The organism is Streptacidiphilus anmyonensis (assembly GCF_000787855.1).
Lineage (GTDB): Bacteria > Actinomycetota > Actinomycetes > Streptomycetales > Streptomycetaceae > Streptacidiphilus > Streptacidiphilus anmyonensis.
Genome location: NZ_BBPQ01000083.1, coordinates 1 through 14,180, shown reverse-complemented (window position 1 = coordinate 14,180; position 14,180 = coordinate 1). Strand labels below are relative to the sequence as shown.

General features: G+C 72.3%; 13 protein-coding genes. 10 read left to right on the top strand and 3 right to left on the bottom strand.

From position 1 onward, the window contains the following. The first annotated feature begins 8 nt into the window (after positions 1 to 8). The 7 genes from TR50_RS37475 (at position 9) to TR50_RS37445 (ending at position 9,429) form a co-directional block, all read left to right on the top strand. Positions 9 to 2,096, top strand: coding sequence for a glycosyltransferase family 39 protein (locus TR50_RS37475; RefSeq protein ID WP_052441781.1), 2,088 nt, complete (start codon positions 9 to 11; stop codon positions 2,094 to 2,096). An 80-nt stretch (positions 2,097 to 2,176) separates the two neighbouring features. After that, complete coding sequence (locus tag TR50_RS37470; protein WP_042433143.1) at positions 2,177 to 3,253, top strand: S1C family serine protease; 1,077 nt, start codon at positions 2,177 to 2,179, stop codon at positions 3,251 to 3,253. A gap of 77 nt (positions 3,254 to 3,330) precedes the next feature. Next, positions 3,331 to 4,569 (top strand): amidohydrolase family protein, encoded by a 1,239-nt coding sequence (locus TR50_RS37465; RefSeq protein ID WP_042433140.1) that lies wholly within the window; start codon positions 3,331 to 3,333, stop codon positions 4,567 to 4,569. A 37-nt stretch (positions 4,570 to 4,606) separates the two neighbouring features. After that, a complete protein-coding gene (locus tag TR50_RS37460) occupies positions 4,607 to 5,482 on the top strand; it encodes a TIGR03619 family F420-dependent LLM class oxidoreductase (RefSeq protein ID WP_084701665.1) in 876 nt (291 codons plus the stop codon). Between the two features lie 73 nt (positions 5,483 to 5,555). Beyond that, positions 5,556 to 6,452 carry an SDR family NAD(P)-dependent oxidoreductase gene (locus TR50_RS37455; RefSeq protein WP_084701657.1) on the top strand — a complete coding sequence of 299 codons (897 nt, stop codon included), beginning with the start codon at positions 5,556 to 5,558 and terminating at the stop codon, positions 6,450 to 6,452. A gap of 79 nt (positions 6,453 to 6,531) precedes the next feature. Beyond that, positions 6,532 to 7,656 carry an LLM class flavin-dependent oxidoreductase gene (locus TR50_RS37450; RefSeq protein WP_042433135.1) on the top strand — a complete coding sequence of 375 codons (1,125 nt, stop codon included), beginning with the start codon at positions 6,532 to 6,534 and terminating at the stop codon, positions 7,654 to 7,656. Positions 7,657 to 7,689: 33 nt separating this feature from the next. Next, positions 7,690 to 9,429, top strand: a complete 1,740-nt coding sequence (locus TR50_RS37445; protein ID WP_042433132.1) for an N-acyl-D-amino-acid deacylase family protein — start codon at positions 7,690 to 7,692, stop codon at positions 9,427 to 9,429. Positions 9,430 to 9,489: 60 nt separating this feature from the next. Here TR50_RS37445 and TR50_RS37440 read toward each other — a convergent pair whose 3' ends face one another. From TR50_RS37440 to TR50_RS37430, 3 genes are all read right to left on the bottom strand, one after another. Next, complete coding sequence (locus tag TR50_RS37440; RefSeq protein WP_052441780.1) at positions 9,490 to 10,110, bottom strand: sensor domain-containing protein; 621 nt, start codon at positions 10,108 to 10,110, stop codon at positions 9,490 to 9,492. 252 nt (positions 10,111 to 10,362) lie between these two features. Then, entirely contained in the window at positions 10,363 to 10,911 is a 549-nt protein-coding gene (locus TR50_RS37435; RefSeq protein WP_042433130.1) for an LppU/SCO3897 family protein, read from the bottom strand. A 157-nt stretch (positions 10,912 to 11,068) separates the two neighbouring features. Continuing rightward, positions 11,069 to 12,229 carry a sensor histidine kinase gene (locus tag TR50_RS37430; protein ID WP_042433127.1) on the bottom strand — a complete coding sequence of 387 codons (1,161 nt, stop codon included), beginning with the start codon at positions 12,227 to 12,229 and terminating at the stop codon, positions 11,069 to 11,071. 336 nt (positions 12,230 to 12,565) lie between these two features. Here TR50_RS37430 and TR50_RS37425 point away from each other — a divergent pair, with 336 nt between their 5' ends. The 3 genes from TR50_RS37425 to TR50_RS37415 all read left to right on the top strand — a co-directional run. Continuing rightward, on the top strand, positions 12,566 to 12,967 hold the full coding sequence (locus tag TR50_RS37425; RefSeq protein WP_042433124.1) for an NADH-quinone oxidoreductase subunit A: 402 nt from the start codon (positions 12,566 to 12,568) through the stop codon (positions 12,965 to 12,967). Continuing rightward, positions 12,958 to 13,587 carry an NADH-quinone oxidoreductase subunit B gene (locus TR50_RS37420; protein WP_063775229.1) on the top strand — a complete coding sequence of 210 codons (630 nt, stop codon included), beginning with the start codon at positions 12,958 to 12,960 and terminating at the stop codon, positions 13,585 to 13,587. Before TR50_RS37425 ends, TR50_RS37420 begins: the two co-directional genes overlap by 10 nt. Further along, on the top strand, positions 13,584 to 14,180 hold a 597-nt coding region (locus TR50_RS37415), incomplete at its 3' end, for an NADH-quinone oxidoreductase subunit C (protein ID WP_042433122.1). The genes TR50_RS37420 and TR50_RS37415, both read left to right, overlap by 4 nt.

Genomic DNA, 14,180 nt, shown 5'->3' with positions numbered 1-14,180 from the left:
GTAGGAGCATGACCGCTACGCTCCCCGAACCGACCGTCGACCAGCCTGGTCAGCCGCCGTCCGAGCGGCGCGCGGCGCGTGACCCGCGCTGGGCCAGGCCCGCGTTCCTGTGCCTGCTGGGCCTGACCGCGCTGCTCTACCTGTGGGACCTGGGCGCGTCCGGCTGGGCCAACCAGTTCTACTCGGCCGCCGTCCAGGCGGGCGCGCACAGCTGGAAGGCGATGTTCTTCGGCTCCTCGGACTCGGCGAACTTCATCACCGTCGACAAGCCGCCCGCCTCGCTGTGGGTGATGGAGCTGTCCGCCCGCGTCTTCGGCGTCAACGCCTGGTCGATCCTGGTGCCGCAGGCGCTGGAGGGCGTCGCCGCCGTCGCCGTGGTGTACGCGGCGGTCAAGCGCCGCCTGTCCGCCGGGCCCGCGCTGCTCGCGGGCGCGGTGCTGGCGCTGACGCCCGTCGCGGCGCTGATGTTCCGCTTCGACAACCCGGACGCGCTGCTGGCGCTGCTGCTCGCGCTGGCCGGCTACGCCGTGCAGCGGGCGCAGGAGCAGGCGCGCACGCGCTGGCTGGTGCTGGCCGCGACCTGTGTCGGCTTCGCCTTCCTGACCAAGACGCTGCAGGCGTTCCTGGTGCTGCCCGCCTTCGGTCTGGCCTACCTGCTGTTCGCCCCGACGGGGCTGTGGCGGCGGGTGCGGCAACTGCTGCTGGCGCTGGTGGTGCTGGTGGTCAGCTCCGGCTGGTGGGTGGCGGTCGTCGAGCTGACGCCCGCTCAGTACCGGCCGTACATCGGCGGCAGCCAGCACGACGACTTCCTGGAGCTGACCTTCGGCTACAACGGCTTCGGCCGGATCACCGGCTCCGAGACCGGCAGCGTCGGCGGCGGGGGCGGTGCGGGCGGCGGCATGTGGGGCGCGACGGGCATCACCCGGCTGTTCGGCGCGGAGATGGGCGGTCAGATCGCCTGGCTGCTGCCGGCCGCGTTCGCGCTGCTCGGGGCCGGGTTGTGGTGGACGCGCCGCGCGCCGCGCCCGGACGGGATGCGGGCGGCGCTGGCGCTGTGGGGCGGAGCGCTGGTGACGACCTTCCTGGTCTTCAGCTTCATGCAGGGGATCTTCCACCCGTACTACAACGTGGCGCTGGCGCCGTACCTGGCGGTGCTGGTCGGGCTCGGGGCGGGGCTGGTGTGGGAGCGGCGCGGGCAGTGGGCCGCGTCCGGGATCGCGGCGGGGGTCGTCGCGATGACGTGCGTGTGGGCGTACGTGCTGCTGGCCCGGAGCGCGGCGTGGTTGCCGTTGCTGCGCTGGACGGTACTGCTTCTCGGTCTGGCGGCGGCGTTGACGCTGGCCTTCGGGCCGCTGATCGGCCGTCGGCTCTGGGCGGCCGCGGCCGCTGCGGCGGTGCTGGCTTCGTTGGCGGGTCCGGCGGCGTACAGCGTCGAGACGGCGGGCACGGCGCACAGCGGCTCGCTGCCCTCCGCCGGACCGTCCGTGCAGGGCGCCGGCTTCGCCGGGTCAGCTGGCGGGCCAGGCGGCGGCGGCTTCCCCGGTGGGGCACGTGGCGGCACGCGCGGTGGCTTCCCCGGCGGGATGCCCGGCGGGATGGCGGGCGGCCAGGGCTTCGGGCGTGGTCAGGGGTTCGCCGGAGGTCAGGGCTTCACGGGAGGTCAGGGCGGCTTCCCCGGAGGCGGCAGGGGCGGTGGTGGTGGCGCGGGCGGCCTGCTGGACGGCAGCAAGCCGGGCGCCGCGCTGACGGCGCTGCTCAAGCAGGGCGCCTCCGGGCACACCTGGGTGGCGGCGGCGGTCGGTTCGCAGAACGCGGCGGGGTACCAACTGGCGAGCGACGCGCCGGTGATGGCGATCGGCGGGTTCAACGGCACCGACCCGGCGCCGACGCTCGCGCAGTTCGAGAGCCTGGTCCGGGCCGGGAAGATCCACTACTTCCTGGGCGGCGCGCTGACCATGGGCGGCGGCGGGGCCGGCGGCAGCAGCACCGGCGGCTCGTCCGACTCGGCGCAGATCGCCTCGTGGGTCGCCAAGACCTACGGTTCCCGGACCGTGGACGGGGTGACCGTCTACGACCTGACGAAGGCGAAAAGCTAGCGCGCCTGCCGGGAGTCTTTCCTTACAAAAGCGACAATGCGGGCAGAAGTCGATGCCGTCCACAGTGAAGGTCGCCCGTCATGGAGTTCCCGGCCCGTCGCCTCGCCCCCGCCGTCGCCGTTGCCGTCCTGCTCGCGCTCTCGGCCTGCACCAGCAGCAAAGGGGGAGGGAGCGCGGCCTCGTCCGACCAGGGCACCGCCGCTCCCGCCCCGAGCGTCAGCAACGACCTGCAGACCGACTACGAGAACACCGTCAGGGCGGTGCTGCCGTCGATCGTCCAGATCAACGCGGAGAACAGCCTCGGCACCGGCATCGTCTACGACACCAAGGGCGACATCGTCACCAACGCCCACGTGGTCGGCACCGCCACCAGCTTCCAGGTGCTGCTGTCGGACCAGTCCAACGCGCTGTCGGCGACGCTGGTCGCCAGCTACCCGGCCAACGACCTGGCGGTGATCAAGCTCAAGAACCCGCCCGCCAAGCTGACGCCCGCGGTGTTCGGCGACACCTCCAAGGTGGACGTCGGGCAGATCGTGCTGGCCATGGGCAGCCCCCTCGGGCTGTCCTCCAGCGTCACCCAGGGCATCGTCTCCGCGACCGGACGCACCGTCAGCGAGGGCAAGTCGGAGGAGAACCCCCAGGGGACGACGATCCCGAACATGGTGCAGACGAGTGCCGCCATCAACCCCGGCAACAGCGGCGGCGCCCTGGTCAACCTCTCCAACCAGGTGATCGGGGTCAACACGCTGGCGGCCGTCAGCAACGGCGAGAGCGGAGCGCAGGCGCCCGGCATCGGCTTCGCGATCCCGGCGTCGTCGGTGACCGATCTGGCCGACCAGATGATCAAGTACGGCAAGGTCGTCGACTCCGGCCGGGCCGCGCTCGGGGTCAGCGTCCGGACCGTGATCGTCACCAACAGCAACGGCAGCCAGACCTCGGGGGCCGGGGTGGTGACCGTGACCAGCGGCGGGCCGGCGGACAAGGCCGGGATCCAGCCCGGTGATGTGATCACGCAGGTCGACGGGTCGACGGTGGACAGCTCGCAGGCCCTGTCGACGGTCCTGGCCACGCTCAAGCCGGGCCAGCAGGTGCCCGTCGTCTACCTCCGCGACGGCGCCTCCAAGACCGTGCAGGTCACCCTCGGCACACTGTCGTAGTCACCCGGTCGGGCTGCGCGCGACGATGACGTGCACGACTCCTGACGGATCGTCAGATAGCGCGTAGCCTGACCGGCATGGAGAGCTTCCCCTGGATCATTTCGGTGGACGACCACACCGTCGAGCCGCCGCACGTGTGGCAGGACCGGCTGCCCGCCAAGCACCGCGAGCTCGGCCCGCGTATCGTCCGGGCCCCGCTCGCCGAGATGACCTTCGTCGGCGGGCGGTTCGCGCCGCGGATGGGAGAGCCGGGCAGCGACGGTCCGCTCGCCGACTGGTGGGTCTACGAGGACCTGCGCCGTCCGCTCACCCGCCTCGACACCGCCGTCGGCTACCCGCGCGAGGAGGTGCGGCTGGAGGCGATCACCTACGAGCAGATGCGCCCCGGCTCGTTCTCCATACCCGAGCGGCTCGCCGACATGGACGTCAACCACGTCCAGTCGGCGCTCTGCTTCCCGACGTTCCCGCGGTTCTGCGGCCAGACCTTCACCGAGGCCAAGGACCACGAGCTCGGACTGCTCTGCATCCGCGCCTACAACGACTGGATGGTCGAGGAGTGGTGCGGCCCGGCCGCGCAGGGGCGGATGATCCCGCTGGGCATCGTGCCGCTGTGGGACGCCGGGCTCGCCGCCGCCGAGGTGCGGCGCAACGCCGCGCGCGGCGTGCGGGCCGTCTGCTTCAGCGAGATACCGCCGCACCTGGGCCTGCCCAGCATCCACACCGACGACTGGGACCCGTTCCTGCGCGCCTGCGAGGAGACCGGGACGGTCATCGCCATGCACATCGGCAGCTCCTCGCGGATGCCCTCCACCTCGGCGGACGCGCCGCCCGCGGTCGGCTCCACCATCACCTTCGCCAACTGCTGCTTCTCCATGGTCGACTGGCTGATGAGCGGCAAGTTCGACCGCTTCCCCGGGCTGAAGATCATGTATGCCGAGGGGCAGATCGGCTGGATCCCCTACATCCTGGCCCGCGCCGACGTGGTCTGGGAGGAGAACCGCGCCTGGGGCGGCGTCGCCGACAAGGTGCTGACCCGTCCCAGCGAGCTGTTCGCCGGGCACGTCTACGGCTGCTTCTTCGACGACCCGCACGGCCTGCGCAACCTCGACGCCGTCGGCGCCGACAACGTCCTGTACGAGACGGACTACCCGCACTCCGACTCCACCTGGCCGCGCAGCCGCGAGGTCGCCGAGGAGCAGATGGGCCACCTGGCGGCCCCGGTGGTGGAGCAGTTGGTGCGCGGCAACGCGATCGGGCTGCTGGGGCTGACGCCGGAGGGCCTGTGGGCCGACGCGAAAGGGGTGGCCGGTGGCTGAGTTCGGGATCCAGCTGCCCGTCCAGGCGCAGAGCACGATGTTCGTCGAGCCCTGGGAGGCGCAGGCGGGGCCGGCCGAGCTGGCCGCCGTCGCGCAGGCCGCCGACCGGCTCGGCTACGCGTACGTCGCCTGCTGCGACCACGTCGCCATCCCGCGCCGCCTGGCCGGGCCGATGGGTGCGACCTGGTACGACCCGGTCTCCACCCTCGGATACCTGGCCGCGTCGACCTCGCGCACGCGGCTGCTCTCGCACGTCGCCGTCGCGCCGCTGCGGCATCCGCTGCTCAGCGCCAAGCAGTACGCGACGCTCGACCTGCTGAGCGGCGGGCGGCTGGTGCTCGGCGTCGGGGCGGGGCACGTGCAGGAGGAGTTCGAGACGCTGGGCGTCGACTTCCACCGACGCGGGGAGATCCTCACCGAGACCATCGCGGCCCTGGACGTGGCGCTGCGGGAGGAGTACCCGGAGCACGCGGGGCCGCGCTTCCCGTTCCGGGAGCTCGCGGTCAGCCCGCGTCCGGCCCAGACGCCGCGGCCGCCGATCTGGGTGGGCGGCTCCTCGCCCGCGGCGGTGCGGCGCGCGGCCGCGCACGCCGAGGGCTGGCTCTCCCAGGGCGACACCCTGGAGACGCTGCCCGCGCAACTGGAGCTGATCCGCTCGGTACGGGAGCGCGAGGGCCGCTCGGACGGCGGGTTCGTGGTCAACGCGATCGCGCCGCCGCTGTACGTCGGCGAGCCGGGCTGGGAGATCGGGCGGCGCTCGGTCGCGGGCAAGCCCGAGGAGTTGGCCGAGCTGCTGCGCCGCTACGTCGCGCTGGGCGTCACGCACCTGCAGCTGCGGCCGCGCAGCCGGGACGTCGCGGAGTACGTGGCGCAGCTGGAGCTCGTCGCGACGGACGTGCTGCCGCTGGTGTGAGGTCTTCCGTTGTGCGGACTCTCCAAGGAAACTGACGGACAGTCAGATATGGCACCCGAGGGGAGTCCGCACCATGAGCCACACTTCGACGACGCATACCTCGACGACGCAGACCTCGACGACACACGCCTCGACGACACGGGCCGGTGGCCGGCTGGCCGGCCGTACCGTCCTGATCACCGGCGCCGCCCGCGGCCAGGGCGAGGCGGAGGCCCGCCTCTTCGCCGCCGAGGGCGCGCGGCTGCTGCTCGGCGACGTCCTGGACGACCAGGGCGAGGCGTTGGCCAAGGAGCTCCAGCTGGAGCTCGGCCAGGACCGGGTCCGCTACCAGCACCTCGACGTGGGCAGCGAGTCGGACTGGACGGCGGCCGTGGAGACGGCGGTCTCCGCCTTCGGCAGGCTCGACGGCCTGCTCAACAACGCCGGCATCCTGCGCTTCAACGAACTGGTCGGCACGCCGCTGGACGAGTACCTCGCCGTGGTCCGGGTCAACCAGGTCGGCTGCTTCCTCGGCATGCGCACCGCCGCGCCCGCCATCGAGGCCGCGGGCGGCGGGACGATCGTCAACACCGCCTCGTACACCGCGCTCACCGGCATGGCGCTGCTGACCTCGTACGCGGCCACCAAGGGCGCCATCGTCGCGATGACGCGGGTGGCCGCGCTGGAGTTGGCGCCCAAGGGCATCCGGGTCAACGCGATCTGCCCGGGTGCGGTCGACACGCCGATGTCCGATCCGGCGAACGCCTTCGCGGGCGCGGACGGCGCGCCGGCGCTCAGTCCGGAGGACGCGGCGGCCATCGCGGCGGCCACGGCGGAGCTGTACGGCAAGGCCGTGCCGCTCGGCCGGATCGGCCGTCCGGAGGAGATGGCGCGGCTGGCGCTCTTCCTGACCTCGGCGGACTCCTCGTACATCACCGGCCAGCCGCTGGTCGCCGACGGCGGCTGGATGAGCGGAGTCTCCATCGGCTGACTCTTGACCGTGGTGGACGCCGGTGCGAGAGTCGGAAACGCAATCTGATGGATCGTCAGATACGGATGGGTGAACCTTCATGGAGTTCGGTGTCTTCATCCAGGGCTACGTGCCCAGAAGTCGCTCCCAGGCCGACCCGGAGGCCGAGCACAAGGCTCTGATGGAGGAGATGGACTACGTCGTCCAGGCCGACAAGGCGGGCTTCAAGTACGCCTGGCTCACCGAGCACCACTTCCTGGAGGAGTACTCCCACCTCTCCGCCAACGACGTGGCCATCGGCTACCTCGTCCACGCCACCGAGCGCATCCACGTCGGCTCCGGCATCTTCAACCCGCTGCCGAAGGTCAACCACCCGGTCAAGGTCGCCGAACGCGTCGCCATGCTGGACCACCTCTCCGGCGGCCGCTTCGAGTTCGGCACCGGCCGAGGCGCCGGCAGCCACGAGATCCTCGGCTTCCTCCCCGACGTGACGGACATGAACGCCACCAAGGAGATGTGGGAGGAGACCATCGGCGAGTTCCCGAGGATGTGGCTGCACGACGAGTACCCGGGCTTCTCCGGCAAGCACTGGTCGCTGCCGCCGCGCAAGGTGCTGCCCAAGCCGTACGGCAAGGCGCACCCGGCCATGTGGTACGCGGCGGGAAGCCCGTCCTCGTACGAGATGGCGGCGCGCAAGGGCCTCGGCGTCCTCGGATTCAGCGTGCAGAAGGTCTCCGACATGGAGTGGGTCGTCGAGAGCTACAAGCACGCGATCGGCGAGGCGGAGCCGGTCGGCGCGTTCGTCAACGACAACGTGATGGTCACCTCGACGGCGATCTGCGCGGAGACGCGCGAGGAGGCCCGCCGGATCGCCGTGAGGGGCGGCCTCAACTACCTCCAGTCGCTGCTCTTCCGCTACCACGACACCTTCCCGCGGCCGGAGGGCATCCCCGAGTGGCCGGAGCTGCTCCCCGAGTACAGCGAGGAGCTGATCCAGCTCCTGGTCGAGGAGGAGTTGATGATCTGCGGCGACCCGGACGACGTGCTGCGCCAGTGCAAGCGCTGGGAGTCCGCCGGCGCGGACCAGCTCGTCTTCGGCCTGCCGGTCGGGGTGCCGCCGGAGCAGACGGCGCAGACGATCCGGCTGATCGGCGAGCACGTGATCCCGAAGATCGACACCGATCCGGTGCACCGGACGACCCGTTTCCGGCAGGCGGCCTCCTAGGGCCTGTCCTAGGCGCGTAGGGGAGAGGAAACCATGCTCGACCACCTCATCAAGGGAGCGACCCTCGTCGACGGCACGGGCGCGCCCGCGCGCCGCGCCGACGTCGGCATCAGGAACGGGAAGGTCGCCGTCATCGCGGCCGCCGGCGCCTGCGAGGAGCCCGCCGCCCAGGCGGAGGACGCGACCGGACTCGTACTGACCCCCGGGTTCGTCGACCCGCACACCCACTACGACGCCCAGCTGTTCTGGGACCCCTTCGCCACGCCCTCGCTCGGCCACGGCGTCACCACCGTCGCCGGGGGCAACTGCGGCTTCACCCTCGCGCCGCTGAACCCCGCGCGGCCCGAGGACGCCGACTACACGCGGCGGATGATGGCCCGCGTCGAAGGCATGTCGCTCGCCGCGCTGGAGGAGGGCGTGCCGTGGGGCTGGTCGAGCTTCGGCGAGTACCTCGGGGCGCTGGAGGGGCGGATCGCCGTCAACGCGGGCTTCATGGTGGGCCACTGCGCGTTGCGCCGCCACGTCATGGGCCAGGACGCCGTCGGCGGACAGCCCACGCCCGAGCAGCTGGCGCAGATGGTCGCGCTGCTCAGGCAGGCCATGGCGGACGGCGCGTGGGGGCTGTCCACCACCCAGTCCTCGACGCACTCCGACGGGGACGGGCAGCCCGTCGCCTCCCGGCACGCGGGGCGTGAGGAACTGCTCGCCCTGTGCCGGGCGGTCGGCGAGGCGCCGGGCACGCAGATCGAGGCCATCGTCGCCGGGTGCCTGGACAGGTTCGCCGACGAGGAGATCGACCTGCTCGTGCAGATGAGCGCGGTCGCCGGACGCCCGCTCAACTGGAACGTGCTGACCGTCGACGCCGCCGTCCCGGACCGCGTCCCGCGCCAACTGCTCGCCTCCGAGCGGGCGCGCGCGGCGGGCGGGCGGATCGTCGCGCTGACCATGCCGATCCTGACGCCGATGAACATGAGCCTCGGCACGTTCTGCGCGCTCAACCTGATCCCCGGCTGGGGGCCGGTCCTCGGCCTGCCGGTGCCGGAGCGCATCGCGCAACTGCGGCGCCCGGAGGTACGCGAGGAGATGCTGCGCCGCGCCGACAGCCCCGAGGCGGGCGTCTTCCGCCGCCTCGCCGACTTCGGCCGCTACGTCATCGGCGACACCTACTCCGCGGCGAACGCGGGGCTCAGCGGCCGCGTCGTCCGCGACATCGCCGCCGAGCGCGGCCAGGACCCGTTCGCGACGCTGGTCGAGGTCTGCGTCAACGACGAGCTGCGGACCGTCCTGTGGCCGATGCCGACCGACAACGACCCGGCCAGCTGGCAACTGCGTCAGGAGACCTGGCAGCACGAGGACGTCCTGCTGGGCGGCTCCGACGCCGGCGCCCACCTGGACCGGATGTGCGGCGCGCCCTACACCACCCGGTTCCTCGGCGACTGCCTGCGGCGGCGGCAACTGGTGCCGCTGGAGCAGGCCGTGCGGATGCTGACGGCCGATCCGGCGGAGCTGTTCGGCCTGCGGGACCGGGGTACGGTCGCCGTCGGCCACCACGCGGACCTGGTCCTGTTCGACCCGGAGACCATCGACGCGGGCCCGGCGACGCTGGTCCACGACCTCCCGGGCGAGAGCCCGCGGTTGGACTCGCGGCCCGAGGGCGTGGTGGCGGTGCGGGTCAACGGCGTCGAGACGGTCCGCGAGGGCAAGCTGACCGGCGCGATCCCGGGGACGCTGCTGCGGTCGGGGCGGGACACCAGGACCGTGTCCACGCGGTAGCAGGGCGCGCGGTGGCAGGGTCGTTCAGCGGAGCAGGGTCGTTCAGCGGAGCAGGGCCGTTCAGCGGAGCAGGGCGCGGGCCATCCCGCGGCGCACCGCCGCGAGGCCCCGTACCACCTGCGTCGTGAGCAGCACCAGCAGGATGCCCGCCACGCACGTCGCGGCGATCTCCGGCACCGTCGAGATGTAGTGGCTGTGGCCGTTGTTCTCCCACAGCCTGTAGCCCGGCCAGCCGACGTAGGTCGGGAAGACCCAGTGGTACAGCGGGTACAGGGTGGCGCAGATGCCGACGCTCCACAGGGTCACCGCCAGGGTGAAGCCGAGCACGCCCATCGGCAGCAGCAGCAACGCGTAGAGCGCGGCACGCCAGTTGGCGCCGTTGCCCAGCATGCCCCGGATCCAGCCGAGGAAGCCGGGGCGCGGCGGCGCCACCGGCGTCGGCGCGGGCACGTCCTCGCCGAGGAGCACCCGGGCGCGCGCCCGCTCCATCGCGGCGAAGCCGCGGGCCCCGCCGACGCAGGCGACGAGGACCGGCAGACCGAGGAAGGTCATCGCGGTGCCGACGCCGAAGCACAGCAGGGTGAGGACGTAGCTGAAGGAGAGGACCCCCAACGGCAGGTCCAGTATCAGGTGCAGGGTCTCCCGCCAGGTCCGGCCTGTGAGGATCGCGGGGGTGCTCATGCCGCGGCTGCCTTTCGCTCGTCGCATCTCGTCCGGTGGCTTCCAGCCTGCCGGGCGCGCGCCGCGAGGGCACTGGGGCGTCTCGGTGTCCTGGGGGTGGGGACAGCCCTACCGGGCTCGGGCGACGGACCGTCATGAACGCGTCCGCGGCGGGGCGGTGCCGGACACGTCCCGGCGGCGGCCGCAGCCCGGTGGGGCCCGGGCTCCGGAGGGAGCGGGCAGGGCTGCGGCGGCCGGCCTGGGATGCGGGTGTCAGCCGTTGGTCTGGGCCAGGCAGAGGGTGACGTCGGAGGTGCCGCGGCCACCGGTCTGGGTGTAGACGACGGTGGCGCCCGCGACGTTCTTGCACTGGCTCTGGTCGTCGCCGCTGAAGGCCTGGACGACCTTGAACTGGGCGCCGGAGTCCGAGCAGCTGATGACGTGCAGGTCCGGGCTGGCGTTGGTGCCGTCGTTGTGCATGCAGTCGCCGGCCTTCGCGGTGTCCGCGCCGCCGCTCATCTGGTCGTAGATCCAGTAGCCGCCGCCGATGACGACCAGCAGGACGAGGCTGACCACGATGCGCATGCCGGCGAAGCCCGCGGCGCGACCCGCGCGGGCGCCCATGGTCGGCTTGGCCGGGGCCGGCGGGGCGGCGTAGCCGGCGGCCGGCGGGGCCGCGTAACCCTGGGGCGGGACGCCCTGGTTGGGGCCCGGCTGGCCGGGGTAGGCCTGGGGCGGGACGGTCGCGTTGGGAGCGCCGTACGGGTTCTGCGGGGCCTGGCCGTCCTGCGGGGTCTGGTACGGGTTCTGCGGCGTCGTCACTGGTGGGTTCCCCCGAGTCTGCTTGTGCGTGTGTTCGATACGAACGCCGCAGCCTAGTGATCTCCGGTGATCACCAGGCGACCCGTGCGGGGGAAGAGACCCAACCGAGGCTGTACAGCTCCTTAACCGTGATGAACATCTGCTCAAAGACGGAGAATCAGGCGGTTTCTGACGCCTTCCGGGTACTCCAGGGCAGCTCGGCGGTGACGACGGTCGGTCCGCCGAGAGGGCTGCGCACCACGAAGACGCCGTCCACGGCGCGGACCCGCTCCGCGAGACCGGCCAGGCCGCCGCCCGGCAACTCCTGTGCACCGCCCACGCCGTCGTCGCGGACCTGGAGCATCAGCCGGTCCTCGGAACGCCAGATCTCCACGCTCGCGCTGTCCGCGCGGGAGTGCTTGGCGGCGTTGGTGAGCAGCTCGCTGACGGTGAAGTAGGCGATGCCCTCGATTGCGGAGGCCGGGCGCTGGTCCAGCTCCACGTCCACGCGGACGCCGCCGGGCAGCGGGCTGCGGGCCGCGACCGAGGACAGCGCCGCGTCCAGGCCACGGTCGGTGAGCACCGCCGGGTGGATGCCGCGGGCGAGGTCGCGCAGCTCCCGCAGAGCCAGCTTCACCTCGTTGTGCGCGCCCTCGACCATGCGCGCGGCAGCCTCCGGGTCCTCCGTCAGCTTCTCCTTGGCCAGGCCGAGGTCCATGGCCAGCGTCACCAGCCGCGCCTGCGCGCCGTCGTGCAGGTCGCGCTCGATCCGGCGCAGGTCGGCCGCCGCCGAGTCGACCACCGTGCCGCGGTCGTCCTCCAGCTCGCGGACCCGCTCGGTCAGCCGCCCCGGGGAGAGCAGCGAGCCGACCAGCGCCCGGTCGACGGAGGAGAGGCCGTGGACGATCCACGGCAGCAGAGGGAACAGCACGACCGAGGCGACGACGGTGACGGTGAAGGCGACGATGCCCCAGGGCAGCATCACCAGGCAGTAGAGGGCGGTGCGCCAGGCCAGCCCGTCGCCCATGGTCGCGAAGACGCGCTGCATGGCGCCCGGCTTGCGCGGCTGCACCGGCTGCGGCTCCGGCACGTCCTCGCCCAGCAGCGCGCGGGCGCGCGCCCGCTCCACCCGGGAGAAGCCGCGCAGCGTCATCAGCACGCCGAAGAGCAGCCAGAAACCGACGATCGTGAAGAGCAGACCGATGCCGAGCGACAGCAGCGCCACCGTGAGCGCGAAGGCGAGGATGCCGATCGGGAGGTCGGTCAGCAGGTGGACGACCTGGCGTCCCAGCCGCCTGTCGAAGCGGGGGCGCCGCGCGGGGCGGTTCGGCTCATTCATGTGCCCAAGCCTGACCGCTCGCGGGGTCCGCACGCCATGGGGCAGGGAGGAGACCGGGGGTGGGGACAGCCCTACCCCGCGCCCGCGCGGTGCCGGTTCCGCCCCGGTTTGCGGTCCCTCGTGCCGAACCTGCGTCGAACCTGTTCCGAAGCCGCGTCGAACCCCGGCCGAAGCCTTCTCCGCGGGCCGCCGCGCAGGCCGGGACCGCCCATAGGGTGGGCGCGGTTCACAGGTCGAAGCCGCTGGGACCTAGACTCCTGCCCCGTAAAGGCAAGGATTGCGTTAAGACCCATACGACCCACCGACCACGGGTGACCCAGACGGAGGAGACCGACCATGCAGGCCGTGCAGGCACTGGCGGCATCTCGTACGGGATACTTCCACGCCTACTCCGTCGTCGGCCTGATGGCGCTGATCGGGATCCTGTTCGTCGGCACGGCCTTCACCGCCAACCGGCTGCTGCGGCCCTTCGCGCCCACGCCGGAGAAGCTGCTGGCCTACGAGTGCGGTGTGGACCCGGTGGGCGAGGGCTGGGCGCAGACCCAGATCCGCTACTACGTCTACGCCTACCTGTACGTGATCTTCGCGGTGGACGCGATCTACCTCTTCCCCTGGGCGACGGTCTTCTCCGGACCGGGCTTCGGGACCGGGACGCTGGTGGAGATGGGCGTCTTCATCGGCTTCCTCGCGGTGGGTCTGCTCTACGCCTGGAAGAAGGGTGTCCTGGAATGGTCGTGAACCTCGGAACCCCGGACCCCTCGCGCCCCGGTCCCGGCGGCTCGCTCGAAGTCCGCAGGCTGGGCCCGCTGGCCCGGATGGCGCCCGACCCGATCAAGGTCGTGCTGAACTGGGGCCGCCGCTACAGCCTGTGGTGCTTCAACTTCGGCCTGGCCTGCTGCGCGATCGAGTTCATCGCGGCGTCCATGGCCAAGCACGACTTCATCCGGCTCGGCGTCATCCCCTTCGCGCCCGGCCCGCGCCAGGCGGACCTGATGATCGTCTCTGGCACGGTGACGGACAAGATGGCCCCGGCCGTCAAGCGGCTCTACGAGCAGATGCCCGAGCCGAAGTACGTCATCTCCTTCGGCGCCTGCTCGAACTCGGGCGGCCCCTACTGGGACTCCTACTCGGTGACCAAGGGCGTCGACCAGATCATCCCGGTCGACGTCTACGTCCCGGGCTGCCCGCCCCGCCCCGAGGCGCTGCTTCAGGGCATCCTCAAGCTCCAGGAGAAGATCGCCCGCGAGTCGCTCGCCACGCAGTACCCGGTGGCGCCCGCGTCGGCGCCCGCTTCGGCGTCCGTGCTGTCGCGCCCGATCGTGCAGGCGCCCGCCGTGGACGGGGGCGAGAACGCGTGAGCTTCGACCGTTCCCCCGAGGACGTCAGCGCCGCCGTAGGCCCTTGGGCCACGGCCGCCGAGGCGTACGAGCTGCTGACGGTGGACGTGCCCGCCGAGCACTGGATCGAGGCGCTCACCGCCTGCCGTGACGGCCTCGGCCTCGCCTACCTCGACTGGCTCTCCGCCGTGGACGAAGTGGCCGAGGGCTTCTCCGTCTGCGCCCACCTCGTCCACGCGGGCGCGGGCCCCGCCCGGCACCTGCTGCTGCGCACCCGCGTCCCGCGCGACCGCGCCGTGCTGCCGACGGCCGTCCCCGTCTACGCGGGCGCGGCCTGGCACGAGCGCGAGACCTTCGAGATGTTCGGCGTCGGTTTCGAGGGCCACCCGCACCTGGTGCCGCTGCTGCTGCCCGAGGGCTTCGAGGGCCACCCGCTGCGCAAGGAGTTCGTCCTGGCCGCGCGCGTCGCCAAGGCGTGGCCGGGCGCGAAGGAGCCGGGCGAGTCCGACCACGCCCCGGCGGAGGGCGCCCGCCGCCGCATGCTGCCGCCGGGAGTCCCGGACCCGAACGAGTGGGGCCCCCTCAAGGGAACGCTGCCGCCCGCCCCCGAACGC

Coding starts and splice junctions, on each gene's coding strand:
- TR50_RS37475 (WP_052441781.1), top strand. CDS start 9: ATGACCGCTACGCTCCCCGAACCGACCGTCGACCAGCCTGGTCAGCCG.
- TR50_RS37470 (WP_042433143.1), top strand. CDS start 2,177: ATGGAGTTCCCGGCCCGTCGCCTCGCCCCCGCCGTCGCCGTTGCCGTC.
- TR50_RS37465 (WP_042433140.1), top strand. CDS start 3,331: ATGGAGAGCTTCCCCTGGATCATTTCGGTGGACGACCACACCGTCGAG.
- TR50_RS37460 (WP_084701665.1), top strand. CDS start 4,607: ATGTTCGTCGAGCCCTGGGAGGCGCAGGCGGGGCCGGCCGAGCTGGCC.
- TR50_RS37455 (WP_084701657.1), top strand. CDS start 5,556: ATGAGCCACACTTCGACGACGCATACCTCGACGACGCAGACCTCGACG.
- TR50_RS37450 (WP_042433135.1), top strand. CDS start 6,532: ATGGAGTTCGGTGTCTTCATCCAGGGCTACGTGCCCAGAAGTCGCTCC.
- TR50_RS37445 (WP_042433132.1), top strand. CDS start 7,690: ATGCTCGACCACCTCATCAAGGGAGCGACCCTCGTCGACGGCACGGGC.
- TR50_RS37440 (WP_052441780.1), bottom strand. CDS start 10,110: ATGAGCACCCCCGCGATCCTCACAGGCCGGACCTGGCGGGAGACCCTG.
- TR50_RS37430 (WP_042433127.1), bottom strand. CDS start 12,229: ATGAATGAGCCGAACCGCCCCGCGCGGCGCCCCCGCTTCGACAGGCGG.
- TR50_RS37425 (WP_042433124.1), top strand. CDS start 12,566: ATGCAGGCCGTGCAGGCACTGGCGGCATCTCGTACGGGATACTTCCAC.
- TR50_RS37420 (WP_063775229.1), top strand. CDS start 12,958: ATGGTCGTGAACCTCGGAACCCCGGACCCCTCGCGCCCCGGTCCCGGC.